A 25,639-nucleotide genomic window follows, 5' to 3' on the forward strand; every position below is an offset into this window, starting at 1 on the left:
GATGAACCCACTGACGGGTGCCTTGCGATGGCAAGGGGCAATGGCGCCTCCTCCCACGAAGGGACACGGCAATGACCGGACGGCGCTTTGGTGGCCGCTTCCAGGGGATCAGCGTGCGGGCGAAGATGCTCGGCACCATGGCCCTCGCGCTGCTGCTCGCAGTGATCATCAGTGGCATGGGGATGATCTCCCTCGCGCGCAACTCGACCGTGACCGACCGGATCGTGTCGGGCAACGTCCCGTCGGTCCGGGCGCTGGACGAGCTGCGGTACGCCGCCGCCCAGACGCAGGTGGACATGGCGATGCAGGTGACGGCCGCCGACGGTGGCACGCGCAAGGTCTACACCGACAAGGTCGCCGAGGACCTGAAGGCGTTCGACGCGGCGCTCGCGGCGTACCGGTCGGTGCGGCCGGAGCAGTCCGCGAAGCTGGCCGAGCTGCAGTCCCAGTGGGAGCTCTACAAGCACATCGCCACCCAGACCCAGCTGCCCGCCGGCGAGCGCGGCGACCTGCCCTCCTGGCAGATCATCCGCAACGCCGAGGTCGCCCCGCTCATGGAGAAGGTGTACGGCAACCTGTCGTCGCTGTCCGCGAGCGAGCAGGCCGACATCGCGGCGACCACGGCGGACGCCGACGAGACCTACAACAACTCCCTGACCCGCGCGGTCGCCGTGCTGGTCGTCGGATTCGTGCTCGTGGTCGGCCTGTCGCTGCTGGTGGCCCGGAGCGTCGTGGTGCCGCTGCGGAAGGTCCAGGCGGTCTGCGAGGCTCTCGCGACCGGTGACCTGACCGCGACCGCCGACGTCACCTCCAACGACGAGGTCGGCAAGATGGCCCAGTCGCTCAACACCGCGTCGCACAACATCCGCGAGATGGTCGGCTCGATCGACTCGTCGGCCGACTCGCTGTCCGGCGCCGCGGACAACATGTCGTCGCTGTCCTCGCGGATCGCCCGCTCGGCCGAGGACGTTACGGCCCGTACCGTCAGCGTGGCCAGCACGGCGTCGCAGGTGTCGCAGAGCGTCGACGTCGCGAAGGCCGGCGGCGAGGAGATGACCTCGACCATCCGCGAGATCGCGACCCGGGCGTCCGAGGCGGCGCTGGTCGCCGGGCAGGCCGTCGCCACGGCCGACCGGACGAGCGAGACGGTGTCGAAGCTCGGCGACTCGTCGAAGGAGATCGGCGACGTGGTCCGGGTCATCACGTCGATCGCGGAGCAGACCAACCTGCTCGCGCTGAACGCCACCATCGAGGCGGCCCGCGCCGGTGAGTCCGGCAAGGGTTTCGCGGTCGTCGCGTCCGAGGTGAAGGACCTGGCGCAGGAGACGGCCCGGGCCACCGAGGACATCGCGAGGCGGGTCGACACGATCCAGCGCGACGCCACCGCGGCGATGGCCGCGATCAGCGAGATCTCCACGGTCATCGGGCGGATCAGCGATCACCAGCAGGTCATCGCCGGCACGGTCGAGGAGCAGCAGGCCACCACGGGTGAGATCTCCCGCAGCGTCGGCGAGGCCGCGGCCGGCACGGCGGACATCGCCGCGAGCATGTCGTCCGTCGCCGAGGCGGCGGCGGTGACCAGCACCGAGGTCCAGGAGGCCGAGAAGGCCGCCACCAAGCTGGCCTCGCTGTCCGCCGAGCTGACCGACATCGTCGGCCGCTTCCGCTACTGACCCGCGTACGAGAAAAGGTTCTGATCATGTTGCGTAAGCGTTCCCGGCTGGCGGTGGCCATGTCACTGACGGCGAGTCTCGCGCTGGCGGCGTGCGGCACCAGCACCCCCACCTTCACCGCCAGCGTCCCCAAGGCGGAGTCGTCCGCCTCGGGCGCCGCCGCCACCGGCGTGCCGGCCGCGGTCGCGGCCACCGGCGGCAAGACGGTGCTGCCGAAGCCGGCCGACCCGGGCATCGCGGCCGTCTACGGCCCGCTGTGCAAGGCCGCCGACTACAACGGCGGCGTGCCGGAGATCGATTTCAAGAAGGACAAGATCGCGTTCATCCAGTCCGAGCCGGACGGGGCGGCGTACCGGCTCGCGTCGACCAAGTCCATGAAGGACGAGGCCGTCAAGCGGGGCTGGAACCTCATGTACGCGAACGCCAACAACATCGCGTCGAACCAGAGCGCCCAGATCAAGCAGATGATCGACAACGGCGCCAAGGCCGTCATCATCTCGCCGGTGTCGTCCATGGGCCTGATCGACGCGCTGAACTACGCCAAGCAGAAGAAGGTCCCGATCGTCGCGGTCGACCGGTCCCTCACCGGCGTCAAGGCGTGCGAGGACGTCGCCGCGCAGCTCGGCTCGGACTTCATCGAGCAGGGCAAGCGGGCCGCCGACGCGATCATCAAGGCGACGGGTGGCAAGGGCAAGCTCGCCATCCTCTTCGGTACGGCCGGCATCAACGTCACCGACGACCGTACCCGCGGTTTCGTCGACCGGATCGTGGAGAAGGCGCCGGAGCTGCAGATCGTCGACCAGCGCACGGCCTCGTTCTCCCGGGACACCGGCGAGCAGGTCTTCGCCGCGATGCTCAAGGACCACCCCGACATCGACGCGGTCTACGCCGAGAACGACGAGATGGGCCTCGGCGCCCTGCGCGTGCTGCAGAAGGCCGGCAAGGCGGGCACGGACAAGGTCCACGTGGTGACCATCGACGGCACCCGGGACGGCGTCCAGGCCATCATCGACGGCTACTTCGACGCCGTGATCGAGTCGAACCCCCGGTTCGGCCCGGCCGCCTTCGACGCCCTGGAGAACCTCTTCAAGGACGGCACCCCGACGGTCACCTTCACCACCGACGGCGAGTACGACGGCACCACCGCCGCCCAGCTGTTCAGCAAGGCGTACTGACAACGGGTCGCTGCACGAGGGGGTGGGCGCCGCGACGGCGCCCACCCCCTCGCGCACGCGTCAGTACCGGCGGATCCGCACCTCGTCCGACGTGACGCCCTGACCGAACAGGACGTTCAGCGATCCGGCGAGCACCTGCACGCCGTGCGGCGTCCAGGTGGCCGTGCTCGGTGTCGCGTCGGGCCACGGCGCGACGCGGTGGGTCGTGCGCGCCGTGGCCCAGCCCGGCCCGCCGCGCAGCGTCCGCACCGCGTCGTCACCGCCGGTCAGCACGCCGTTCGTCACCGCGACGAGCGTCCCGTCGGGGAGCGCGACGAGCCCGTCCCCGCCGACCAGCGGCCGGTCGAGTGCCACCTGGCGCACCTGGCCGCCGAGGCCGATGCGCCACAGCTCACCCGTGGCGTGGCTGACGGCGAGCAGGAAGCCGCCGGGGTGGTGGACGATCCCGTTGAGGCCGGCCGTCGGGTTGGCCAGCCGCGCGTCCTGCGCCAGGACCGTGGCCCGGCCGGCCGGGTCCACGCGGTAGACGCCGTCGGACGCGGTATCGGTGACGTAGGCGTTGCCGGCCGGATCGATCGCGATGTCGTTGGCCACGTGCCCGCCGGGGATCTCCGTCAGCGGCACCACGGCCCGCGCCCGACCCGTTGCCAGGTCGAAGATCCCCAGCCCGGAGCTGGCGTACATCGTCGCCGGGGTGGACCGGGTGCCGACCCCGATGTCGGCGAAGGCGACCAGCACGCGCCCGCGGCGCGCGTCCACGTGGACGCCCAACGTGGAGATCATCCGGTCGTCGGCGATGAGGGTCCGGACGCAGCCGTCGAGGCCCACCACGCTGACCGTGCCGTGCCGCACCGAGCTGACAAGGTACGCCCGCCGCAACGGGTCCCACGCGATGCCCTCCGGATGCAGGCTGGGCGCGGTGGTCTGCAGGAGTCCGGTAGCCGAGGGGTGCGCCGCGGTCGCCGCGCGCGCGGGCAGGAGGGTCGCGGCGGCCCCGGCGGCGGCCGCGGTCAGGACGTGCCGTCTGGTCAAAGTCATGCCGCCCACTGTCCGACGTGGACCGCCGGCACGGCAGACACCGTTGATACTGGTGCCGTGACCACCACCCGGCACCGCCGGCGGCCGTCGTGACTCTGCAACAGCGAGCGAGAGGGGACCGTGGTGCCACCAACAGCGAACCAGCGCCGGGCGCTGGCCGACTTCCTCAAGGCCCGACGGGCGCGGCTCTGTCCCGCTGACGTCGGGCTGCCGGCCGGCCCGGTGCGGCGCGCCCCGGGGCTGCGTCGGGAGGAGGTCGCCGTCCTGGCCGGGGTGAGCGTGACCTGGTACACGTGGCTGGAGCAGGGGCGCCGGATCAATCCGTCGGAGTCTGTGCTCCGCGCGATCGCCCGGACGCTGTGCCTGCGCCCCGACGAGACCGCCCACCTGCTGGAGCTGGCCGGCCCTGCGCCGGTCATCGAGCCGGCCGAGCCGTCGCCGGCGCTGCAGGACCTGGTCGACAGCCAGCATGCCGCGCCGGCGTTCATCATCGACCGCCGGTGGGACCTCATCGCGTGGAACGCCGCCGCCGACGCCGTCTGGAACTACTCGGCGGTACCGGTGGGGGAGCGCAACCTCGCCTGGCTGACGTTCCACCCCATCATCCGGGCCCGTCTGGTGGACTGGGCCGGGCACGCCCGGCGGGTGGTGGCCGAGGTACGGGCGGGCAGCGCCGCGTTGTCCGACGACCGGCGGTTCGCGGAGGTGCTCGCCGAGCTGCGGGCGCGCCACCCCGAGGTCGACGACTGGTGGTCGGCGGGCGACGTGCGCACCCGCACCGGGGTCCGGAAGGTCTACGACCACCCCGACGCGGGCCGGCTCCACCTCGACGAGGTGATCCTCCGGCCGGCGGGCGCGCCCGACCTGCAGCTGGTCGTCCTCGTTCCGGTCCGGGACACCGGCACAGCCGACCGGCTCGCCGCCTTGGCGACGCCGGCCGAGGCCCGCCGCTAGAGGGGCTGGGCGCCGCCGAGGAGCGGGTCGGGCGGGCCGGGCCTCGGCGCGACGCTGTTCTCGATGCGGTCGAGCCGCGCGGTGATCTGTTCGAGTACGGCGAGCACCGACGGCTGATCGGGCAGTCCGTTGATTCTCGTCTCCAGCGAGGTGAGGGTCTCGACCACCTCGTCGAGGAACGCGTCGACCTGTTCCTCGTCGTAGCCGCGCCGCCCGAAAGGCGCCTTGTCGAACGTGACGGCGCGGACGTCCGTCGCGGTGATGCTGGCCATCCGTACCTCCGTCAACCCGGCGCACCCTGGCAATCGATCTTAGCGTGGAACAGGCGGGCGCCAGTGGTCGACGAGGGTGTTCGTCCAGGTCGCGAGGTAGACAGGTTTCTGTCAGGTCGGGTGGGACGCGGGGCGTGGCAGGATGCCTGCCACGCCCCGCGTCGTGTCAGTGCTCAACTACAAGGGCGGGGTCGGCAAGACCACGTTGACCGCCAACATCGGCGCCGGGTTGGCCGGCCGGGGTCACAAGGTTCTCCTTCTCGACCTGGATCCCCAGTCCAGCCTGACCTTCTGCTTCTACCGCGCGGCGGAGTGGAGGGAGGACCTGGCCGAGGAGCGCACGATTCTGCAGTGGTTCGGCGCGTGCCTGGCGGCCGGAGCGGCACAGCCGTTGCGCCCCTTCGTCGTCGTTGCGCGAGATGAACCCTGTTGAGCGACGCGCACAGCTCATCGGCACGGTGTACCGGTTGTGCACCACAGGGATGCCCAGAGGTGCCGATCCGGCTCAGCCGTACGCGCCATAGTGGATAGTTGACCGTCCCGCATACTCTGCGCTGTGGTATCACCACGGACGGGAGTGTGTGCGTGAACGACCCGGCAGCCAGCGCGCGACGACCGGAGCACGACCGGGCTTTCGACGCCACCGCGAACGTCGAGGGCATAGGTGGGCTGCTGCTCGCCGTGGCTTCGATTCTCGCCACGTGGTCGGCGCCGGGCTTCATCCTGGGTGGCGCCGCGGCGGTGGTCGTCGGCGGAGTGGCGCTGATGCGCGCGTGGAGCCGGCGGGCCCGGCTTTCGGCCATCGGCGCGGTCGTCGTCATGATCGTCGGAGCGGGCCTGTTCGGCGGCGGGGCGACCTGGGTCGTCGGCGACCGCGAGAACCGCACCCCCGATCCGCCGTCTACGACCGGCCCCGGTCAGTTCGGCGTCACGCCCACGACCCAGCCGGTCACCGTCGGGTCCACGCCATCACCCGCGCCCGCGACCAGCACGAACGCCGCCACGACCGCCCCGTCGGCGCCTCCCGCCGGCGCCGGCGAGGTGCGGCGGTCCGGGTCGGCCACGCTGAAGGTGCTCTACGGCGTGGATCTCGACGCGGACGAGACCGCGGCGCCGGACTGGCGCTACGACCAGGGCTGGGGTTCCCCGAAGGGTCGTGACATCTTCTTCGTCTCGCCGACGACCGTGTATCCGGGCAGCGGGAAGATCCTGGTCGTCAACGCGCCGCCGACCTACGACACCTGCCGGACGGCTACCGGGTACGGCGATTCGCTGACAGGTTCGCAAGTCCGCGCCGGTACGCACCTGTGCCTCATCACGGACGAGGACCGCTGGGCATACGTCAAGATCACGGGTGTCAACCGCGACGACAAGACGATGACGATCCAGATCACCGTCTGGAACTGAGGGGCCGCTGCCGTTGTAGCAAGATCTCGGTCTTCTGTGCAGGAGTGCGGCTGGGCTGCGTTCTCGTACAGGAGATGGTGATCTTCACGGCAAGGCAGGGGCGATTTGTCGCTTATCGGGTCGCCTGGACCGCGCGTTTGCACCGCATGCACCGATCATGGAACGACGCATGTCGACGGCCAACGATCTGGCTGCACGTCCGTACGGGAGTTAGCGATCTCCACCCCGGCGCGGGGGCAGCGTCGCTGACCACGGTGTGACGGGTCGCTCACTACCGACCGGGTGCCGGGGCGGAGACACTGGTGGTTGGACCGGCAACGGGAGAATCGTGCGCACGCTGCTCGTGGACAACTACGACTCGTTCACCTACAACCTCTTTCACTACCTGGCCGAGGTGAACGGCGAGGAGCCGGAGGTCGTGGTGAACGATGATCCGCGCTGGCAGTTGTCGCACCTCGACGACTTCGACAACGTGGTGCTCTCGCCCGGACCCGGGCACCCGGCGAACCCGGGCGACTTCGGGATCTGCCGGGAGATCCTGGCCGAGGGCCGCCTGCCCCTGCTCGGCGTCTGCCTGGGCCACCAGGGCCTCGCGGCCGCGTACGGCGGGCATGTGCGCCAGGTCACCCCCTGCCACGGCCGCGTGAGTGCGGTCCGCCACGACGGGTCGGCGCTGTTCGACGGCATCCCGTCGCCGTTCAACGCCGTCCGCTACCACTCGCTGGCCGTCGACAACCTGCCCGACGAGCTGGTCGCCACCGCCTGGGCCCCCGACGGCACGATCATGGCGCTGCGGCACCGGACGCTGCCCCGGTGGGGCGTGCAGTTCCACCCCGAGTCGATCGGCTCGTCGCACGGCCGGCGCCTGCTGGACAACTTCCGCGCGCTCACTGGAACCGGGCGTCGGCGGAGGCCGGCCCCGACGAAGGTCGACGTGAAGAAAGCGGAGCCGGCGCGACGTCTGCGCGTCCGCACCCGGACCCTCCCGACCCGGTGGGAGGCCGAGGCGGCGTTCGCTGCCCTGTTCGCCCCCGGTCCGGACGCGTTCTGGCTGGACAGCAGCCGCCCTGACGGCGTACTCGGCAGATTTTCGATCATGGGGAACGCGGACGGGCCGCTGGCCCGCGTGGCCACGGCCGACGTCACCGCGGGCGTCGTGACCATCCGGTCCCACGGCGGCACCACGACCGTCGACGGGCCGTTCCTGAGCTGGCTCGACGAGGACCTTGCCGCCTGCCGGATCGACGACCCCGGGCTGCCGTGCCCGTTCGCGCTCGGCTGGGTGGGCTACCTGGGCTACGAGCTGAAGGCCGAGTGCGGCGGCGAGCCGGCGCACCGCTCCGACCTGCCCGACGCGGCGATGATCTTCGCCGACCGTGCCCTCGTCCTGGACCATGTGGCAGGCACGACCTATCTCCTGGCGTTGGCCGACGATGACGACCGCGACGCCGAAGCATGGCTGGACACCACGGCGCAGCGGCTCGCGACCGTCGACGACGCGCCGGGGCGCGCGCCCCGCGCGCAGGCCACGGACGAGCTGCGCGTGCGGCACGACCACGACGCGTACCTGGAGCTCATCGACGCCTGCCAGCGGGAGATCGCGGCGGGGGAGAGCTACGAGGTGTGCCTCACCAACATGATCGAGGCGGACGGTGACGTCGACCCGTGGGAGGGCTACCGGTTCCTGCGCCGGATCAGCCCGGCGCCGTTCGGCGCGCTGCTGCGTTTCGGCGACGTGAGCGTGCTGAGCACCTCGCCGGAGCGGTTCCTGCGGGTGGGCGCCGACGGGATGGCGGAGTCGCGGCCGATCAAGGGTACCCGGCGGCGCGGGGCGACCCCCGACGAGGACGCGGCCCTGGTCGCCGACCTGGACGGCAGCGCCAAGGACCACGCCGAGAACCTGATGATCGTCGACCTGGTCCGCAACGACCTCGGCCGCGTCGCCGAGGTCGGCTCGGTCGAGGCGCGCGACGTGTTCCGCGTCGAGACGTACGCGATGGCCCATCAGTTGGTCAGCACCGTCACCGCGCGACTGCGCGCGGACGCGGGCGCGGTGGCGTGCGTGCGGGCGGCCTTCCCGCCCGGCTCGATGACCGGCGCGCCGAAGGTGCGCACCCTGCGCATCATCGACGACCTGGAGGGCGGCCCGCGCGGCGTCTACTCCGGCGCGATCGGCTACTTCTCGCTGACCGGGGCGGCCGACCTCAGCGTCGTCATCCGCACGGCCGTCGTCACGCCCGGCCGGGTGCGCTACGGCGTCGGCGGGGCGATCATCGCGCTGTCCGACCCGGCCGAGGAGGTCGCGGAGACCGCGGTGAAGGCCGCCCCCGTGGCGGCCCTCACCGGCGGCGACGTCCCGCTGCGTCCCCGCGCGGCGTCGCTGCGCTGACCCGTTTCGTCGTACCGGCGCGGCAGACTGTCCGCATGGCACAGACGATGACCGACGCGCAGTGGCGTGCGTTCGTGTCCGAGGGCACCCGCACCGGCAAGCTCGCCACGGCGGGTCCGCCGCACGTGGTTCCCGTCTGGTTCGTCCTCGACGGCGACGACGTGCTCTTCACCACCGGAAGGGAGTCCGCGAAGGGCCGCCGGCTGGCCCGCGACGACCGGGCCGCGCTGTGTGTCGACGACGAGCACCCGCCGTTCGCGTTCGTCATGCTGCGCGGGCGGGCCACGCTCAGCGGGGACCTCACCGAGATGCGGCACTGGGCGACCCGGATCGGCGTCCGCTACATGGGTGAGGGGGCCGGTGAGGCCTTCGGCGCCCGCAACGCGGTGCCCGGCGAGCTGCTCGTGCGGCTGCGGGTCGAGCGCGTCACCGCGATGGCCGACCTCACCGACTGACCTCTCACGCGTCGCGCCGCCGCAGCACCAGATACCCGCCGAGCACCGCCGCAGCGGCCCACCCCGCGAGGATGCCGATCCCCGTCCACGGCCCGTAGTCGCGCCCGAAGTCGGCGCTGCCCGGCTGGGTCAGGTGCATGACCACCCACCCGACCTGGTCGGGCAGGTACTGCGTGACGACCCTGATGCCGGGCACATTCCCCAGGCCCTGTGACCCGAGGAAGAACAACGGCAACAACACCGCGAGAGTACGGACGGAGCCGCGCAGCATCGTGGCGATCCCGACCGCGAACAGCCCGATGAGCAACAGGTGCAGCGTCGCCCCCGCGACGGCGCCCGCCGCGCCCGGCGACGCCAGCGTGACGCCGGCGTCACCGAGCGCCGCCTGCGAGGCGAGGAGGTCGCCGAGCGCGCACACCACCGCGACCACGGCCAGCGGCACCGCCGTGGCCAGCACCTTCGCGGCATAGAACCGTCCCCGGCGGGGCACCGCGAGCAGCGACGCCCGGATCATCCCGGAGCCGTACTCGGACCCGACCGCGAGCACGCCGAACACGACCATGGGCAGCTGGGCCAGGGTCAGCCCGTAGAAGGCGGGGAACAGCGGGTCGAAGTGCTCCCGCATGTCCCCGGGCAGCTTCGCGGGTCGCCACGCGAAGCCCAGCAGCCACGCGAGGCCGATGGCCACGAACAGCGCGGGCGCCAGGGTCGCGAGGGTCGACCGGACGGTGCGGATCTTCGCCAGCTCGGCGGCGACGACGGCCCTCATCGTGCCCCCTCCAGGGTGCGCAGGAACGCGTCCTCCAGCGACGGCTGGTCGGCCACGAACTCCTTGACCGTGGCGTCGGCGAGCAGTCGGCCGCGCGCGATGACGATCAGATGATCGGCGAGCAGGGCCGTCTCGCTCATGAGGTGACTGGAGACGAACACCGTGCGCCCTTCGTCCGCCAGGTCGCGCAGGAGCGTGCGCAGCCAGCGGATGCCCTCCGGGTCGAGGCCGTTGAGCGGTTCGTCGAGCAGTAGCACCCCCGGGTCGCCGAGCAGGGCCACCGCCAGCCCGAGGCGTTGCGTCATGCCGAGCGAGAACCCGCCCACCCGCCGCCGGGCCGCGTCGCCCAGCCCCACAAGATCCAATACCTCCGGTACGCGTGCCGCGGGGATGTCCTGCGTGCGCGCCAGCCAGCGCAGGTGGTTGACCGCGCTGCGGCCCCGGTGCGCCGCCCGGGCCTCCAGCAGGACGCCGACCTCGCGCAGCGGGTGCGGCAGGTCCCGGTAGCGGCGCCCGCCGACGCGCGCGTACCCGGCGTCGGGCCGGTCCAGGTCGACGATCATCCGGAGGGTGCTGGACTTGCCGGCCCCGTTCGGCCCCAGGAACGCGGTGACCTGGCCGGGACGGAGCGTGAAGGTCAGCCCGTCGACGGCCTGTTGCCGCCCGTACCTTTTGGTGAGGTTGTGTGCTTCGATCACCGGGTCGACGCTACGGAGAGGGTCGCGCGGGCTCTGCCCGCCAACGGTGGCAGCCCTTGTCCTCCAAAGTTGACAGCGTCGCCACGTAGCCTGGCTCCATGCGTCGCTACCTGGTCACCGTCGTCGTCGGGTTGGTGCAGGCGCTGCTCGTGGCGGCCACCGCGACCACGCTGCGGCCGCCCTGGTGGGCCCTCGCGGCGGGCGCGACGGCCCTCGTCGCGGTGCTGTGGGCGGGGCACCGCCGGCCACTTGTCGCGTTTGTCGTCGCGCAGGGCGCCTGGGTTCTCACCGGCCAGGGTCACGTGCTGCTGCTGTGGGCGGCCTACCGCACCGGCCGGGCCACGCTGACCCGTCGGGGCACCGCGATGGCGGCCGGCGCGGCGCTCGGCGGGCTCGGCGCCGGTGCCCTGGTCCGGTCGGCTGAGCCCGACGTCGTGGCCCAGCACGTGTTCGGGTTTGTGGCGTTCGTGGCCCTGCCGATGCTGGTCGGGCGCTACCTGGCCCAGCATGAGCGGCTCGTGTCCACGTTGGACCGGGAGAACCGGCACCTGCGCTGGCGCCGCGACGCGCTCGCCGAGCAGGCCCGGCTGCGCGAGCGGGTGCGCATCGCCCGCGACATGCACGACTCGCTCGGCCACCGGCTCAGCCTGGTGTCCGTGCAGGCCGCCGCCCTGGAGGTCGGTCCGCTGCCGCCGGCGCAGCGGGCGGCCGTGACCCAGCTGGCCGCGTCGGCGCGGGCCGCGATGGCCGAGCTGAACGAGGTGGTCGCCACGCTGCGCACCGGCGAGGACGCCCCGGCGCCCGGCATCGGCGCGGTCGACGGGCTGGTCGACCGGTTCCGCGCGGCTGGTCAGCCGGTGACGCGGCGGGACGCCGGCCCGCCCCGCGCGCTGCCGGACGGGGCGTCGCACGCGGCGTACCGGGTGGTCGAGGAGGGTCTGACGAACGTCGCCAAGCACGCGCCCGGCAGCCCGGTCACGGTGTCGCTGACCTGGGAGCCAGACGCGCTGCTGGTCACGGTGGCCAACCCGGTCCCGCCCGGCCCGCCGGCCGGCGGCGCGACCGGGCACGGCATCGCCGGTCTGGCGGAGCGGGTCGGCGCCGCCGGCGGCGTGCTCGACCATCGGCGGGACGGCGGCGAGTTCCGGCTCTTCGCGATGCTGCCGGGCGACGTCGAGGTGGACGAGCCGGAGGTCAGCTCCGGGCGCGGGCTTGTCGTCGGCGTCGTTGCCGCCGCGCTCATGCTGCTGCTCCTGCCCGCCGGCATGATGGTCGGGGTCGGCGGGTGATCCGGGTCCTGGTTGCCGACGACGAGCCGCTGATCCGGGCCGGCATCGCCACCGTCCTCGCGTCGGCGGGCGACATGTCCGTGGTGGCCGAGGCCGGTGACGGGCGTGCCGCCGTCACCGCCGCGCTCGCCCACCGGGTCGACGTAGCGCTGTTCGACATCCGGATGCCCGACCTCGACGGCCTCGGCGCCCTCGCCGAACTGCGCCGCTGGATGCCCGAACTGCGGGTCGTCATGCTGACCTCGTTCGGCGTCGACGAGTACGTGCTGCGCGCCGTGCAGGCCGGCGCCGCCGGCTTCATCCTCAAGAACTGCGCGCCCGACGAGCTGATCGGCGCGGTCCGCGCGGCCCACCGGGGCGAGGTCTACCTCGCGCCGGCCGTGACGCGGGCGGTCATCGAGCGGGTCACCCCGACCGATCCCGACCGCCGCCGGGTCGCGTCGGCCCGCCTCGCCGCGCTGAGCCCGCGCGAGGCCGAGGTGCTGGGGCTGTTGGCCGAGGGCCTGTCGAACGCCCAGATCGGGCAGCGCCTGCACGCCACCGAGACGACCATCAAGACCTACGTGAGCCGCGTCCTGACCAAGCTGGGCTGCGCAAACCGGGTCCAGGCGGCCCTGTTGGCGCGCGACGCGGGTGACGCGCGTCGCAGGTGAGTGTCCGAAAAGGTGAGGCAAAAGTGTCCCCGGTGGGATTTGAACCCACACTGTCGGAGGTTTGAGCTCCGTTCCTCTGCCGATTGGGATACGGGGACGCGGGTCGCCATAGCGTAACCGTTAGTCTAAGCGCACCGGCATCAACCCGAGGCCGACGACATGATCTTGATGCTGGGGGTACGCGTGACCGAGGTGCAGAGCCGTCGGGTGCTCATCGCCGAGGACGAGGCGCTGATCCGCCTGGACCTGCGCGAGATGCTCGTTGAGGAGGGCTACGACGTCGTCGGCGAGGCCGGCGACGGAGAGACCGCCGTCAAGCTCGCCGAGGAGCTGCGTCCCGATCTTGTCATCCTGGACATCAAGATGCCGATCATGGACGGCCTCGCGGCCGCCGAGAAGATCGCCGGCCCCCGGCTGGCCGCGGTCGTCATCCTCACCGCGTTCAGCCAGCGCGACCTGGTCGAGCGGGCGCGCACCGCCGGTGCGATGGCGTACCTGGTGAAGCCCTTCCAGAAGACCGACCTGGTGCCGGCCATCGAGGTGGCGCTGTCCCGGTTCGCCGAGGTGGCCGCGTTGGAGGCCGAGGTCGCGTCGCTCACCGACCGACTGGAGACGCGCAAGGCGGTCGAGCGCGCCAAGAGCAAACTCATGATCGCGTACGCCATGAACGAGCCTGACGCCTTCAAGTGGATCCAGCGCACGGCGATGGACCACCGGATGACCATGCGCGAGGTGGCGGACCGCATCCTCGCCGAGGATCTTCCCGGTTCCGGCGCCCAAGGTCAGTGATCGTGCGGTCCGGGCCCCGATAGCCCGAATTTTGTCCAGCTGTGGCCGAGGTGACGCGTCACCTCGGCCACAGCTGTGTCACGGCTTGGTTGATATTGCCTAATGGGCCGCTCGCCAGGCTTGACACCCCTTGTGACGCAGCTTACGTTCGCCGCACGACGCGGCAGCGAGGCTTGCTCGCGGCTCGCCGGCAGGGCACGAAACCGGACAGGAGGACCGCGATCGTCGTGGGGTGTTACGCGTCCCTGTGATCATGAAGTGGCCCGGCGGAAACGCTGAGGAAATCTCCCGGATGAAGGATCGGACCCCGTCGGCCCGGCGCGCACACGCGACCAGCTGGTCGGCAGCACCAACACCGGCCATGCCGGCGTAGGACGAGGAGAGGAATCGGATGAACAGGCGGTTGAAGGCCGTAGCGATGCTCGGCGCCGTCGCTATCGTGGCGGCCGGTTGTGCCAGCGGCGACGAGACCGGCGGCGGCACGACGGAGAAGGAGCTGATCATCGGCGTCGACCTGCCCTTCCAGGGCGCGTCGGCCGACACCTCCGAGACGACGTTCAACGCGATGCAGCTGTACTTGGACCAGATCGGGAACAAGGCCGGCAGCTACAAGGTCAAGCTCCAGAAGTATGACGACTCGACCGCTGCCAAGGGCGGCTGGGACGACGCGACCTGCACCAAGAACGCTGGCGACCACGTCGCCAACGCCAACGAGGTCGCGGTCATGGGCACGTACAACTCGGGCTGCGCCAAGCTGCAGGTCGGCACGCTGAACCAGGCCCCCGACGGCCCGCTGCTGATGGTGTCGCACGCGAACACCAACCCGGGTCTGACCAAGGCGTGGGAGCCGGGCGAGCCGGAGAAGTTCTTCCCGTCGGGCACCCGCAGCTACGCCCGCGTCATCACCACTGACGACTACCAGGGCGCGGCCGCGGCGCAGTTCGCCGCCAAGGACCTGCAGGTCAAGAAGTGCTTCGTCCTCAACGACAACCAGACCTACGGTCAGGGTGTCGCGAAGGCGTTCGCCGACGAGGCCGCCAAGCAGGGCATCCAGGTGCTCGGCAACGACGCGTGGGACTTCAAGGCGTCGAACTACACCGCCCTCATGCAGAAGATCAAGTCGGCCGGCGCCGACTGCGTCTACCTGGGCGGCATCTACGACAACAACGGTGGCCAGCTGGTCAAGGACAAGGTCGCCGTCCTCGGCGACAACAAGGGCGCCGTCAAGCTGATCGGCCCCGACGGCTTCACCGGCTACGAGGACTTCCAGAAGCTCCCGGCGGGCGAGGGCACCTACCTCACCTTCGCGGGCCTCGACGCCTCGCAGCTCAAGGCCGCCGGCGGCAAGGGCTCCAAGCTCCTCGAGGACTACAAGGCCAAGTACGGCAAGGACCCGGCCAGCTCGTACGTCCTCTACGGCGTGCAGGCCCTGCAGGTGATCCTGGCCGCGATCGAGAAGTCGGACGGCACGCGCAAGAGCGTGAACGCCCAGGTCTTCTCGGGTGCTGGCATCAGCATCAGCGCCGCCGACGCGGTGCTGGGCAAGGACCTGAAGATCGACCCCGCCACCGGTGACATCAACGTGCGCGACCTCTCGGTCCTGCAGATGACCGCCGGCGCGGAGAAGTTCGTCAAGCCCTGGCCGCTTCCCTGACAAACAGTCACCCATGCGACCGGTGCGGCGTCCCCTTCCCGGGGGCGCCGCACCGGAAGCGCCTGTCCCGGCACCACCCCTCGCCGGCGTGAACGTAGGAGCAACCCCGTGACATCATCTGTGGCCGCGGACCCGCGCCCACGTCTGGGATTACAGATCCGGACGTACGGCTACTGGGCAGCGGTAATCGTGATTTTGGGCCTCGCGGCTCTATGGCTCGGCTGGAAGCTGGTCACCGAGCCGGTGCTGGTCTTCTCCTCGGCGGTCGCCGGTCTCAGCAATGGCGCGCTCTACGCTCTCATCGCGCTCGGCTACACCCTGGTGTACGGCATCATTGAGCTGATCAACTTTGCCCACGGCGACCTGTTCATGCTCGGCACCCTGTTCAGCGGGTTCATGCTCGTGACCGTGCTCAGCCAGACGGTGACCCAGGTGAGCGCGCTCGGCTGGCTCGCGTTCCTGTTCGCGTTGATCGCCACGGCCGCGTTCTGCGCCGGCATCAACGTGAGCATCGAGTTCCTCGCCTACCGACGACTCCGGCGGGCGCCCAAACTGGCGCCGCTCATCACCGCGGTCGGCATGAGCTTCATCCTGCAGTTCGTCGGCCTGAAGTGGAACGGCTCGATGCAGAAGAGCGGCTGGCCGAGCCTGCTGCCGACGGGCGCGCTGCACATCGGCGGCGTCGAGATCAAGTACACGTTCTTCGTCGTCCTCGCCGTGACCATTCCGGTGCTGCTCCTGCTCAGTTGGCTCGTCACGAAGACCCGGGCGGGCAAGGCCATGCGGGCCACCGCGCAGGACCAGGACGCGGCCCGCCTGATGGGCGTCAACGTCAACCGGATCATCTCTTTCACGTTCGCGATCGGCGGCGCGCTGGCGGGTGTCGCCGGCGTGATGTGGCAGCAGACGATCGGCACCACCCGCTACGACCTCGGCTTCCAGCTGGGTCTCTACGCGTTCACGGCGGCCGTGCTCGGCGGCATCGGCAACCTGACGGGCGCCGTGCTCGGCGGCGTGCTCATCGGCCTCATCCAGGGCCTCAACGACAGCGTCGGGCTCGGCCAGGACTGGTCCAACACCGTCGTCTTCGCCATCCTCATCCTCGTGATGGTGTTCCGGCCGACGGGTCTGCTGGGCAGTACGGTCGGGGAGAAGGTGTAGCCGTGAGCAGCGAGACCATGTCCGTCATGCCGCAGAAGCCCCGTAAGGGCTTCTCCCTGCCGCACTCGGCCCGCTGGCCGGTCGGCTTCCTCATCGCCGCCCTGGCGCTTTTCGCGCTGTACTACTTCGTGTACTACGGCCCCGTTGACCCCGACTTCAAGGCGTGGGTGCAGCGCTGGCTGTCGATCGCCTCGATGAACGAGTCGCTGGTGTGGGTCATGTGCGCCCTCGGCCTCAACGTCGTCGTCGGTTACGCCGGCCTGCTCGACCTCGGCTTCGTCGCCTTCTGGGCGATCGGCGGCTACACGGTCGGCTGGTTCATGTCCGCGTTCTTCCAGCAGTGGAACGTGCACGTCCTGGGCACAGGCCCGGAGACGGCCCGCGGCCTGCACTTCAACTTCTGGTTCGTGCTGATTCTCGCCGGCCTCATCTGTGCCGCCTTCGGCGTCCTCATCGGCGCCCCGACGCTGCGGCTGCGCAGCGACTACCTGGCGCTGGTCACCCTCGGCTTCGGCGAGATCATCCCGCAGATCTTCTACAACGGCGACGACCTGTGGGGCTTCAACCTCACCAACGGCACCAAGGGCATCCTGCCCGCCGACCCGGTGCCGGCGGTCGCCTTCGACAAGGAGGGCGTCGGGTTCCGCGACCTCGGCGTCTTCGACCACCTGTCGAAGTACGTGATCTTCGTGGTGTTCGTGGCGGTCATCGTCTTCGTGTCGCTGCGGCTGCGCGAGGGCAGGCTCGGTCGGGCCTGGCTGGCGATCCGCGAGGACGAGCTGGCGGCCAGCGCGATGGGTGTGCCGCTGATGCGCACCAAGCTGTCGGCGTACGGGATCGGCGCGGTCGCCGGCGGCATCGGCGGCGCGGCTTTCGCCATCCTGATCAACGGCGTGCTGCCCGACCGGTTCAACTTCTCCATCTCGATCATCCTGCTCGCGATGGTGGTCCTCGGCGGCATGGGCAACGTCTGGGGCGTGATCATCGGTGCCCTGCTGATCTCGTGGGTGAACTCCACGGGCCTGCCCCAGGCCGGGAACGCGATCAACGAGACGTTCGACACCAACATCAACTTCCCGAGCTGGAGCTTCCTCATCTTCGGCGCGACGCTGGTGCTGATGATGCTCTTCCGGCGCGAAGGCATCCTGCCCGAGGCGCGCACCCGCCTGGTCCTGCGCGAGCCAGGCCGCACGGAGGCCGAGGCGCTCGGCGCCGATCTGGAGGCGCCCGCGCCCGAGCTGGACGCACTGCCCGAGATCGAGGTCGCGGGCGACAGCACGAATGAAGGGAAGCGGTCATGACCGCCGCGGTACAGCCGGCGCTCCAGGCCGAGCAGATCAAGGTCCAGTTCGGCGGTCTGATCGCCGTCAACGGTGTGGACTTCACGGTGCCGAAGGGCGGCGTGGTCAGCCTCATCGGCCCCAACGGCGCCGGCAAGACCACCTTCTTCAACGCGCTCACGGGCCTGTACAAGCTGGCCGCCGGGCGGGTCGTCCTGAGCGGCCGGGACATCACCGGCCTGCCGCCGCACAAGGTGGCCGATCTCGGCATGGCCCGCACGTTCCAGAACATCCGCCTGTTCGGTCTCATGACGGCCGAGGAGAACGTCAAGGTGGCGATGCACAGCCACCTGAAGTCGGGCATCTTCGGCACGGTGCTGCGCACCCCCCGCCAGCGCCGCGAGGAGAGGGCTGCCCACGACACCGCCTTGGAACTGCTGGACTTCGTCGGTATCGGCAAGACCGCCGGGGAGTACGCCCGCAATCTCTCGTACGGCGACCAGCGTCGCCTCGAGGTGGCCCGGGCGCTGGCGCTCAGGCCGAAGGTGCTGCTCCTCGACGAGCCGACCGCCGGCATGAACCCGCGCGAGTCGGCGCAGTTCACCGAGTTCGTGCACCGGGTCCGCAGCGAGAAGGACCTGTCGATCCTGCTCATCGAGCACGACATGAGCGTGGTCATGCGGGTGTCCGAGCACATCACGGTGCTCGACCGGGGTCAGAAGATCGCCGAGGGCACGCCCGAGGACATCCGCACCAACGACCGGGTCATCGAGGCGTACCTGGGCAGCGCGGCGAAGGAGGGTGGCGCATGACGATCCTGAGGCAGCCGATGCTCGCGCTGAACGACATCCACGTCTACTACGGCAACATCGCCGCGGTGAAGGGCGTATCGATCGAGGTCAACCAGGGTGAGATCGTCACGCTGGTCGGCTCGAACGGCGCCGGCAAGTCGACCACCCTGCGCACCATCTCGGGTCTGCTCAAGCCCCGCAAAGGCAGCGTGACCTTCCTGGGCCGACGCATCGACGGGGTCAGCGCGCACGACATCGTCGGGCTGGGCATCGCCCAGTCGCCCGAGGGTCGGCGCATCTTCCCCAAGATGTCCGTGGCCGAGAACCTCGACCTCGGCGCGTTCCTGCGCAAGGACAAGGCGGAGATCGCGGCTGACAAGGAGCGGATGCTCGAGCTGTTCCCGCGGCTGCGGGAGCGCATCGGTCAGAAGGCGGGCACCATGTCCGGCGGCGAGCAGCAGATGCTGGCCGTCGCCCGGGCGCTCATGGCCCGCCCGAAGCTGCTGCTGCTGGACGAGCCGTCGATGGGTCTGGCGCCCGTACTCGTGGATCTGATCTTCGACACGATCAAGACGATCCGCGAGCAGGGCACCACGGTGCTGGTCGTGGAGCAGAACGCGCTGGCCGCGCTGAGCATCGCCGACCGGGCCTACGTGCTCGAGTCGGGGTCGCTCAAGATGGCCGGCTCGGCTGCCGAACTCCGTCAGGATGACGCCATCGTGAAGGCCTACCTGGGCGGCTAATAACGTCGGACGTGAGGGCTAGGGTAGGCCCGTGACTGATAAGCCGAGACTGCTGCTGGTCGACGGACACTCGCTGGCCTACCGAGCCTTCTTCGCCCTGCCCGTGGAGAACTTCTCCACGAGTACGGGCCAGCCGACCAACGCGGTGTACGGCTTCACCTCGATGTTGATCAACGCGTTGCGGGACGAGAAGCCCACCCATATCGCGGTGGCCTTCGACGTGTCGCGCCGCTCGTTCCGCACCGAGGTCTACCCGGAATACAAGGCGACCCGGTCCGAGACGCCCTCGGACTTCAAGGGCCAGGTCAGCCTTGTCCAGGAGGTCCTCGCCGCCTTGCGTATCCCCGTCATCGAGAAGGAGGGATACGAGGCGGACGACGTGATCGCCACGCTGGCCCGGCAGGGCTGCGAGGCGGGCATGGAGGTGCTGATCAGCACCGGCGACCGCGACACGTTCCAGCTCGTCACGGACAAATGCACGGTCATCTACCCGAAGCGTGGCGTGTCCGAGGTCGTCCGGATGGACCCGGCGGCGGTGACCGCCCGCTACGGGGTGGCCCCCGAGCACTACCGGGCCATCGCCGCGCTGGTCGGCGAGAGCAGCGACAACCTGCCCGGCGTGCCGGGCGTGGGGGAGAAGACCGCCGCCAAGTGGCTCACCCAGTTCGGCGACTTCGACGGCCTCGTCGCCGGCGTCGACCAGATCAAGGGCAAGGCCGGCGAGAACGTCCGCGCCCACCTGGCCGGCGTGCTGCGCAACTACGAGCTCAACCGGCTCGTCGACGACCTTGAGCTGCCGCTCGGCCCGGCCGACCTGACCTGGCACGGGTGGGACCGCGAGGCGGTGCATGAGGTCTTCGACGCGCTGCAGTTCCGCATCCTCCGCGACCGGCTCTACCAGTACCTGGACGCGGTCGAGCCGGAGGCCGAGGCGGGCTTCGACCTGGCCGGGGAGCTGCTTGGCGCCGGGGCGGTCGCCGGCTGGCTGACCACCCACGCCCCCGCCGGCGTGCCGGTGGGCGTGGCGGTCACCGGCACGTTCGGCCGCGGCACGGGCGCGCTGACCGGGGTGGCCGTCGCCACGGCCGACGGCCCGGCGGGTTGGTTCGACCCGACGACGCTCGACCAGGCCGACGACGCCGCCGTGGCCGCCTGGCTCGCCGACCCGGCCCGGCCCAAGGTGCTGCACGACAGCAAGCCCGCGCTGCTGGCCTTCGCCGCGCACGGCTGGCAGCTGCGCGGCGTCGCCACCGACACGGCGCTCGCCGCCTACCTGGCCCGCCCCGACCAGCGGTCCTACGACCTGGTCGACCTGGCGCTGCGCTACCTGCAGCGCGAGCTGCGGGTGGAGGAGGCCGACCACGCCCAGCCGACCCTCGACGGGCTCGGCCTCGACGGCGACGCGGAGCGGGTGCTCATGCTGCGCGCCCGGGCCACCCTCGACCTCGCCGACGCGCTGCGCGCCGAGCTCGACCGCGACGGCGGCTCCTCGGCCCGGCTGCTCGCCGAGGTGGAGCAGCCCCTCGTCGACGTGCTCGCCGCGATGGAGGCGGCCGGCATCGGCGCCGACACCCACTACCTGTCCGAGCTGGAGGCCAACTTCGCGGCCGAGGTGAAGTCCGCGGCCCAGGCGGCGTACGCGGTGGTGGGGCGGGAGTTCAACCTCGGCTCGCCCAAGCAGCTGCAGGAGATCCTCTTCGGCGAGCTGGACCTCCCCAAGACCAAGAAGATCAAGACGGGGTACACGACCGACGCCGAGGCGCTGCAGAGCCTGTTCGCCACGACCGGCCACCCGGTCCTGGAGCACCTGCTGCGCCACCGCGACGTGGCCAAGCTCAAGTCCACAGTCGACGGCCTGCTCAAGTCGGTGAGCCCCGACGGGCGCATCCACACGACGTTCTACCAGACCGTCGCCGCCACCGGCCGGCTGTCGAGCACCGACCCCAACCTGCAGAACGTGCCCATCCGCACCGAGGAGGGCCGGCGCATCCGGCGCGCCTTCGTCGTGAGCGAGGGCTTCGAGACCCTGCTCACCGCCGACTACAGCCAGATCGAGATGCGCATCATGGCGCACCTGTCGGCCGACGAGGCGCTCATCGAGGCGTTCCGCTCCGGCGCCGACTTCCACGCGGTGACCGCCTCGGCGGTGTTCGGCGTCCCGATCGAGCAGGTGGTCCCCGAGCAGCGCCGCCGCATCAAGGCCATGAACTACGGCCTGGCGTACGGCCTGAGCGTCTACGGCCTGTCCCAGCAGCTCGCCATCCCGACCGAGGAGGCGCGCAACCTGATGGACGGCTACTTCTCCCGCTTCGGCGGCGTGCGCGACTACCTGCAGTCCGTCGTCGCGAAGGCCAGCCTGGACGGCTACACGGAGACGGTGCTGGGCCGCCGGCGCTACCTGCCCGACCTCACCTCCGACAACCGTCAGCGCCGGGAGATGGCCGAGCGCATGGCGCTCAACGCCCCGATCCAGGGCAGCGCCGCCGACATCATCAAGGTCGCCATGCTCCGCGTCGACGAGGCCCTGCGCGCCTCGAAGCTGGCCTCGCGCATGCTCCTGCAGGTGCACGACGAGCTGGTCTTCGAAGTGGCGCCGGGGGAGCGCGACGCCCTGGAGGCGCTCGTCCGGGAGCAGATGGGCGGCGCCTACCCGCTCGACGTCCCGCTGGAGGTCTCCGTCGGCCTGGGCCGCGACTGGGACGCCGCCGACCACTGACCCCGTCAGGCGACGGTGCTCGTGTCCACGACGATGTCCGCCCGGTCGCGGGTGCCGTCAGCGGTGAAGAACGCGTCCTCCTCGCGCATCCAGCGCTCCCAGAGCGCGTCGCTGCCGGGGAAGGCGGCGTCGCGCGCCAGGCCGCGCGCGAGCCGGACGTCCGCCGGCGCGTCGACCCAGACGGCGTAGGCGAGGCGACCGACCGTCTCCCGCCGGGTGCAGGTGACGCCCTCGACGATCACGGTGGGCGCCCACGGGTGGGTCTTCCACTCGCCCAGCGTCGAGCCGTACCAGTCGCTCCAGTCCCGCGCCTGATAGTGGGCGTCGTGGCCCGCGAGCAGCGACGTGAGCACCTGCTCGTCGAAGCGCGGCCACCAGCCGGCGAAACAGTCCCACGACACGAAGTCGTCGACCGCGATGATCGGCGCCACCAGCAGTTCCGACAGGCGGGCGGCGAGGTGGCTCTTGCCCGCGCCACCGGGGCCGTCGACGCCGACGATTCGGATGCCGCTGACGGCCGGCCGTCGGGCCACCTCCGTACTGATACGAGACGCGACGTCGACACTCACATGGTCGATCTTGTCATTAGGCGGTGCGTCGGCTCGCCCAGGGCGGGGAAGATCAGCGCCGCCCTCTCTGCCGGCCAGGCCCGCGCCGCCACGTCGCCGCAGGTCGCCACATGTGCACTCTTGGCGGCCCCCGAGTGCGCAGGCTCGCCAGATGTGCACTCGTGGTGGGTTCCGGCGGTGTCAGGCTCGCCAGATGTGCACTCTTGGTGGGGTGCGGGCGCGTTGGGCTCGCCAGATGTTCACTCTTGGCGGGGGTCAGGCGCTTCGGGCTCGCCATATGCGCCCATGTGGCGACGGGGCGCAACCGTGTGGCCCCGGCGGGCCGGATCTGTCCGGGTGGCGCGGAGCGGTGCGGCGTACTCGGGGAGAATGTCGGGGTGATTGACGCGGATCTTGAGTCGGGCGATCTCGGTGACCCCGCGCCCAGCTATCCCGACGATGCCGCGCATGTGACCCGGCGCGTCGCCGGGGCGGGTGAGACGGTCCGGGCGAATCACTGGTGGTGGGACGCGGCGGCCGATGCCTACCAGGCCGAGCACGGGGAGTTCCTCGGGGACGTGCGGTTCGTCTGGGGGCCGGAGGGGTTCGATGAGGGCGTCGCCCGGCTGCTCGGCGACGTAGCGGGGCAGCGGGTGCTGGAGATCGGGGCGGGCGCGGGGCAGTGCGGGCGGTGGCTCGTCGCCCGGGGTGCGGACGCGGTCGGCGTCGAGCTGTCGGCGCGGCAGTTGTGGCACTCGCGGCGGCTCGATGAGCGCTCGGGCGTGCGCCTGCCGGCCGTGCAGGCCGACGCGAGCCGGCTGCCGTTCGGCGACGCCAGCTTCGACGCGGTGTGCTCGTCCTACGGCGCGCTGCCCTTCGTCGCGGACGCCGCAACCGTCTGCGCGGAGGTGGCGCGGGTGCTGCGGCCGGGTGGCAGGTTCGTGTTCTCGGTGTCCCACCCGGTGCGGTGGTGCTTCCCCGACGACCCGGACGAGGGCGGGCTCACGGCGGTGCAGTCGTACTTCGACCGGACGCCCTACGTCGAGCAGGACGAGGACGGCGTCGCGAGCTACGTCGAGCACCACCGGACGGTCGGGGACTGGGTGCGGGTCGTTGTCGGGGCCGGGCTGCGGCTGGTGGATCTGGTGGAGCCGGAGTGGCCCGCGGGGCACGACGGAATCTGGGGTGGCTGGAGCCCGCTACGGGGACGTATCCTGCCGGGGACCGCCATTTTCATATGTGAGCTTGACCCCCGAAATTCGCGGTAACTGCGTAATCCGACGAGTCGGCGCCGTGGACCATGGGCGACATTCATAACGTTTTCGCCCCGATCGGCCACAGCACCCCATCTGGGGTGGGGGGAACGTTGGACCACGTGCTCATGTGCGGGGTAAGCTTCTCGATGCACTCGTGGGCCGCAACCTCGGCAGGGAGCAGGTTCGCGGTCGTCTCCATACTCCTGTGATCAAAGCGTGGTTGCGGAAGTCATGCGCGGCGGCTGGCCCGCGAGCGTCACTCAAGTCTTCTAGACACCCACATTCACCGGAGCAACAGCCCAGATGACGAGCAGCATCGAGACCATCTCGAGCGGCAAGGTCGCCGTTGACGACATCGGCTCTGAGGAAGCTTTCCTCGCCGCGATCGACGAGACCATCAAGTACTTCAACGACGGCGACATTGTCGAAGGCACCGTCGTCAAGGTCGACCGGGACGAGGTCCTGCTCGACATCGGCTACAAGACCGAGGGTGTCATTCCCTCGCGCGAGTTGTCGATCAAGCACGACGTTGACCCGTCGGAGGTCGTCTCGGTTGGCGACCACATCGAGGCCCTGGTTCTCCAGAAGGAGGACAAGGAGGGCCGCCTGATCCTCTCGAAGAAGCGTGCGCAGTACGAGCGCGCGTGGGGCACCATCGAGAAGATCAAGGACGAGGACGGTGTGGTCCGGGGCTCCGTCATCGAGGTGGTCAAGGGTGGCCTCATCCTCGACATCGGGCTGCGCGGCTTCCTGCCCGCCTCGCTCGTCGAGATGCGTCGTGTCCGTGACCTGCAGCCGTACGTCGGCCGCGAGCTCGAGGCCAAGATCATCGAGCTGGACAAGAACCGCAACAACGTGGTTCTGTCCCGCCGGGCCTACCTGGAGCAGACGCAGTCCGAGGTGCGCAGCGAGTTCCTCAACAAGCTCGCCAAGGGGCAGGTCCGCAAGGGTGTCGTCTCCTCGATTGTCAACTTCGGCGCCTTCGTCGACCTGGGCGGCGTGGACGGCCTCGTGCACGTCTCCGAGCTCTCCTGGAAGCACATCGACCACCCGTCCGAGGTTGTCGAGGTCGGCCAGGAGGTCGAGGTCGAGGTCCTGGACGTCGACCTGGACCGCGAGCGCGTCTCGCTGTCGCTGAAGGCGACCCAGGAAGACCCGTGGCGCCAGTTCGCCCGCACCCACGCGATCCAGCAGATCGTGCCGGGCAAGGTCACCAAGCTCGTTCCGTTCGGCGCGTTCGTCCGCGTCGAGGACGGCATCGAGGGCCTGGTGCACATCTCCGAGCTGGCCGAGCGCCACGTGGAGATCCCGGAGCAGGTCGTGCAGGTCGGCTCGGACGTCATGGTCAAGGTCATCGACATCGACCTCGAGCGTCGGCGGATCTCGCTGTCGCTCAAGCAGGCCAACGAGGGCTTCGTCGAGGGCGAGGAGCACTTCGACCCGACCCTCTACGGCATGGCCGCGACGTACGACGCCGAGGGCAACTACGTCTACCCGGACGGCTTCGACCCGGAGACGGGCGAGTGGCTCGACGGCTTCGACAAGCAGCGCGAGGAGTGGGAGCGGCAGTACGCCGAGGCCCGCGTGCGCTGGGAGGCCCACACCAAGCAGGTCCAGACGGCCCGCCAGGCCGACGCCGAGGCCCCCGCGGCCCCGGCCAGCACGAGCACCCAGACCGCCGCGCCCGCCAAGCCGGCCGAGGAGCCCCAGGGCACCCTCGCGACCGACGAGGCGCTCGCCGCGCTGAAGGAGAAGCTCGCCGGCGGCAAGATCTGACGCAGTACGCACGAAGGCCGGTCGGGACGCTGTCCCGGCCGGCCTTCGCCGTTCCGGGCCTCTTCGCGCGCCGCGACGACCCCGCCGCGACGACCCCGCCGCGACGACCCCGCCGCGGCAAGAGTCGACCTGTGGCGGTTGTCCGGCCCGCGA

At 70.7% G+C, this 25,639-nt stretch carries 21 protein-coding genes, 1 tRNA gene and 2 pseudogenes; 18 read left to right on the top strand and 6 right to left on the bottom strand.

Going from position 1 to position 25,639, the window contains the following annotated elements; translation table 11 throughout:
• Positions 1-71: 71 nt before the first annotated feature.
• Positions 72-1,673: a methyl-accepting chemotaxis protein gene (locus ABD211_RS20325; RefSeq protein ID WP_344134153.1), complete on the top strand. Its 1,602-nt coding sequence runs from the start codon at positions 72-74 to the stop codon at positions 1,671-1,673.
• A gap of 26 nt (positions 1,674-1,699) precedes the next feature.
• A complete protein-coding gene (locus ABD211_RS20330) occupies positions 1,700-2,848 on the top strand; it encodes a substrate-binding domain-containing protein (protein ID WP_344134155.1) in 1,149 nt (382 codons plus the stop codon).
• 60 nt (positions 2,849-2,908) lie between these two features.
• On the opposite strand, the gene ABD211_RS20335 is transcribed toward ABD211_RS20330, so the two are convergent.
• Positions 2,909-3,886, bottom strand: coding sequence for a hypothetical protein (locus ABD211_RS20335; protein ID WP_344134158.1), 978 nt, complete (start codon positions 3,884-3,886; stop codon positions 2,909-2,911).
• A gap of 123 nt (positions 3,887-4,009) precedes the next feature.
• On the opposite strand from ABD211_RS20335, the gene ABD211_RS20340 reads away from it, so the two are divergent.
• Positions 4,010-4,840, top strand: a complete 831-nt coding sequence (locus ABD211_RS20340) for a helix-turn-helix transcriptional regulator (RefSeq protein WP_344134161.1) — start codon at positions 4,010-4,012, stop codon at positions 4,838-4,840.
• Here ABD211_RS20340 and ABD211_RS20345 read toward each other — a convergent pair.
• Entirely contained in the window at positions 4,837-5,112 is a 276-nt protein-coding gene (locus ABD211_RS20345; RefSeq protein ID WP_344134164.1) for a DivIVA domain-containing protein, read from the bottom strand. The two genes, ABD211_RS20340 and ABD211_RS20345, sit on opposite strands and share 4 nt — an antisense overlap.
• Before the next feature lie 142 nt (positions 5,113-5,254).
• Between ABD211_RS20345 and ABD211_RS20350 the strand changes: the two genes are divergently transcribed.
• The 4 genes from ABD211_RS20350 (at position 5,255) to ABD211_RS20365 (ending at position 9,363) form a co-directional block, all read left to right on the top strand.
• Positions 5,255-5,545, top strand: a complete 291-nt coding sequence (locus tag ABD211_RS20350) for a ParA family protein (RefSeq protein WP_344134166.1) — start codon at positions 5,255-5,257, stop codon at positions 5,543-5,545.
• 152 nt (positions 5,546-5,697) lie between these two features.
• Positions 5,698-6,519, top strand: coding sequence for a hypothetical protein (locus tag ABD211_RS20355; RefSeq protein ID WP_344134168.1), 822 nt, complete (start codon positions 5,698-5,700; stop codon positions 6,517-6,519).
• Between the two features lie 328 nt (positions 6,520-6,847).
• Positions 6,848-8,908 (top strand): aminodeoxychorismate synthase component I, encoded by a 2,061-nt coding sequence (pabB, locus tag ABD211_RS20360; protein WP_344134171.1) that lies wholly within the window; start codon positions 6,848-6,850, stop codon positions 8,906-8,908.
• Between the two features lie 35 nt (positions 8,909-8,943).
• Positions 8,944-9,363, top strand: coding sequence for a PPOX class F420-dependent oxidoreductase (locus ABD211_RS20365; protein ID WP_344134174.1), 420 nt, complete (start codon positions 8,944-8,946; stop codon positions 9,361-9,363).
• Positions 9,364-9,367: 4 nt separating this feature from the next.
• On the opposite strand, the gene ABD211_RS20370 is transcribed toward ABD211_RS20365, so the two are convergent.
• On the bottom strand, positions 9,368-10,132 hold the full coding sequence (locus ABD211_RS20370; protein WP_344134177.1) for a hypothetical protein: 765 nt from the start codon (positions 10,130-10,132) through the stop codon (positions 9,368-9,370).
• Between the two features lie 53 nt (positions 10,133-10,185).
• A pseudogene (locus tag ABD211_RS20375) lies at positions 10,186-10,830 on the bottom strand (ABC transporter ATP-binding protein); the annotation flags it as partial.
• Positions 10,831-10,928: 98 nt separating this feature from the next.
• On the opposite strand from ABD211_RS20375, the gene ABD211_RS20380 reads away from it, so the two are divergent.
• Both ABD211_RS20380 and ABD211_RS20385 read left to right on the top strand, forming a co-directional pair.
• The gene (locus tag ABD211_RS20380) at positions 10,929-12,119 is read left to right on the top strand and encodes a sensor histidine kinase (RefSeq protein ID WP_344134180.1); all 1,191 of its coding nucleotides are present in this window, start codon (positions 10,929-10,931) and stop codon (positions 12,117-12,119) included.
• Positions 12,116-12,772 carry a response regulator transcription factor gene (locus tag ABD211_RS20385; RefSeq protein ID WP_344134183.1) on the top strand — a complete coding sequence of 219 codons (657 nt, stop codon included), beginning with the start codon at positions 12,116-12,118 and terminating at the stop codon, positions 12,770-12,772. The genes ABD211_RS20380 and ABD211_RS20385 overlap by 4 nt, the downstream gene beginning before the upstream one ends.
• Positions 12,773-12,796: 24 nt before the next feature.
• Here ABD211_RS20385 and ABD211_RS20390 read toward each other — a convergent pair.
• Positions 12,797-12,870, bottom strand: a tRNA-Leu gene (locus ABD211_RS20390).
• Between the two features lie 70 nt (positions 12,871-12,940).
• Between ABD211_RS20390 and ABD211_RS20395 the strand changes: the two genes are divergently transcribed.
• From ABD211_RS20395 to polA, 7 genes and pseudogenes are all read left to right on the top strand, one after another.
• Positions 12,941-13,561, top strand: a complete 621-nt coding sequence (locus tag ABD211_RS20395) for an ANTAR domain-containing response regulator (RefSeq protein WP_344134280.1) — start codon at positions 12,941-12,943, stop codon at positions 13,559-13,561.
• A gap of 391 nt (positions 13,562-13,952) precedes the next feature.
• Positions 13,953-15,215, top strand: a complete 1,263-nt coding sequence (locus ABD211_RS20400) for a branched-chain amino acid ABC transporter substrate-binding protein (RefSeq protein WP_344134186.1) — start codon at positions 13,953-13,955, stop codon at positions 15,213-15,215.
• Between the two features lie 189 nt (positions 15,216-15,404).
• Positions 15,405-16,376 (top strand): branched-chain amino acid ABC transporter permease, encoded by a 972-nt coding sequence (locus tag ABD211_RS20405; RefSeq protein ID WP_344134189.1) that lies wholly within the window; start codon positions 15,405-15,407, stop codon positions 16,374-16,376.
• Positions 16,377-16,378: 2 nt separating this feature from the next.
• Positions 16,379-17,440: pseudogene (locus ABD211_RS20410) on the top strand (branched-chain amino acid ABC transporter permease); the annotation flags it as partial.
• Positions 17,441-17,673: 233 nt separating this feature from the next.
• Complete coding sequence (locus ABD211_RS20415) at positions 17,674-18,468, top strand: ABC transporter ATP-binding protein (RefSeq protein ID WP_344134195.1); 795 nt, start codon at positions 17,674-17,676, stop codon at positions 18,466-18,468.
• A complete protein-coding gene (locus tag ABD211_RS20420) occupies positions 18,465-19,190 on the top strand; it encodes an ABC transporter ATP-binding protein (protein WP_425560469.1) in 726 nt (241 codons plus the stop codon). Before ABD211_RS20415 ends, ABD211_RS20420 begins: the two co-directional genes overlap by 4 nt.
• Positions 19,191-19,221: 31 nt before the next feature.
• Positions 19,222-21,906: a DNA polymerase I gene (gene polA, locus ABD211_RS20425; RefSeq protein WP_344134198.1), complete on the top strand. Its 2,685-nt coding sequence runs from the start codon at positions 19,222-19,224 to the stop codon at positions 21,904-21,906.
• A 5-nt stretch (positions 21,907-21,911) separates the two neighbouring features.
• Here polA and ABD211_RS20430 read toward each other — a convergent pair whose 3' ends face one another.
• Positions 21,912-22,475 carry a uridine kinase family protein gene (locus tag ABD211_RS20430; RefSeq protein ID WP_344134201.1) on the bottom strand — a complete coding sequence of 188 codons (564 nt, stop codon included), beginning with the start codon at positions 22,473-22,475 and terminating at the stop codon, positions 21,912-21,914.
• A gap of 377 nt (positions 22,476-22,852) precedes the next feature.
• On the opposite strand from ABD211_RS20430, the gene ABD211_RS20435 reads away from it, so the two are divergent.
• Both ABD211_RS20435 and rpsA read left to right on the top strand, forming a co-directional pair.
• Positions 22,853-23,722, top strand: coding sequence for a class I SAM-dependent methyltransferase (locus ABD211_RS20435; protein WP_425560470.1), 870 nt, complete (start codon positions 22,853-22,855; stop codon positions 23,720-23,722).
• Positions 23,723-24,013: 291 nt separating this feature from the next.
• Positions 24,014-25,486 (top strand): 30S ribosomal protein S1, encoded by a 1,473-nt coding sequence (gene rpsA, locus ABD211_RS20440; protein WP_344134204.1) that lies wholly within the window; start codon positions 24,014-24,016, stop codon positions 25,484-25,486.
• Positions 25,487-25,639 lie beyond the last annotated feature (153 nt).

Source organism: Luedemannella flava (assembly GCF_039528515.1).
Classification (GTDB): domain Bacteria; phylum Actinomycetota; class Actinomycetes; order Mycobacteriales; family Micromonosporaceae; genus Luedemannella; species Luedemannella flava.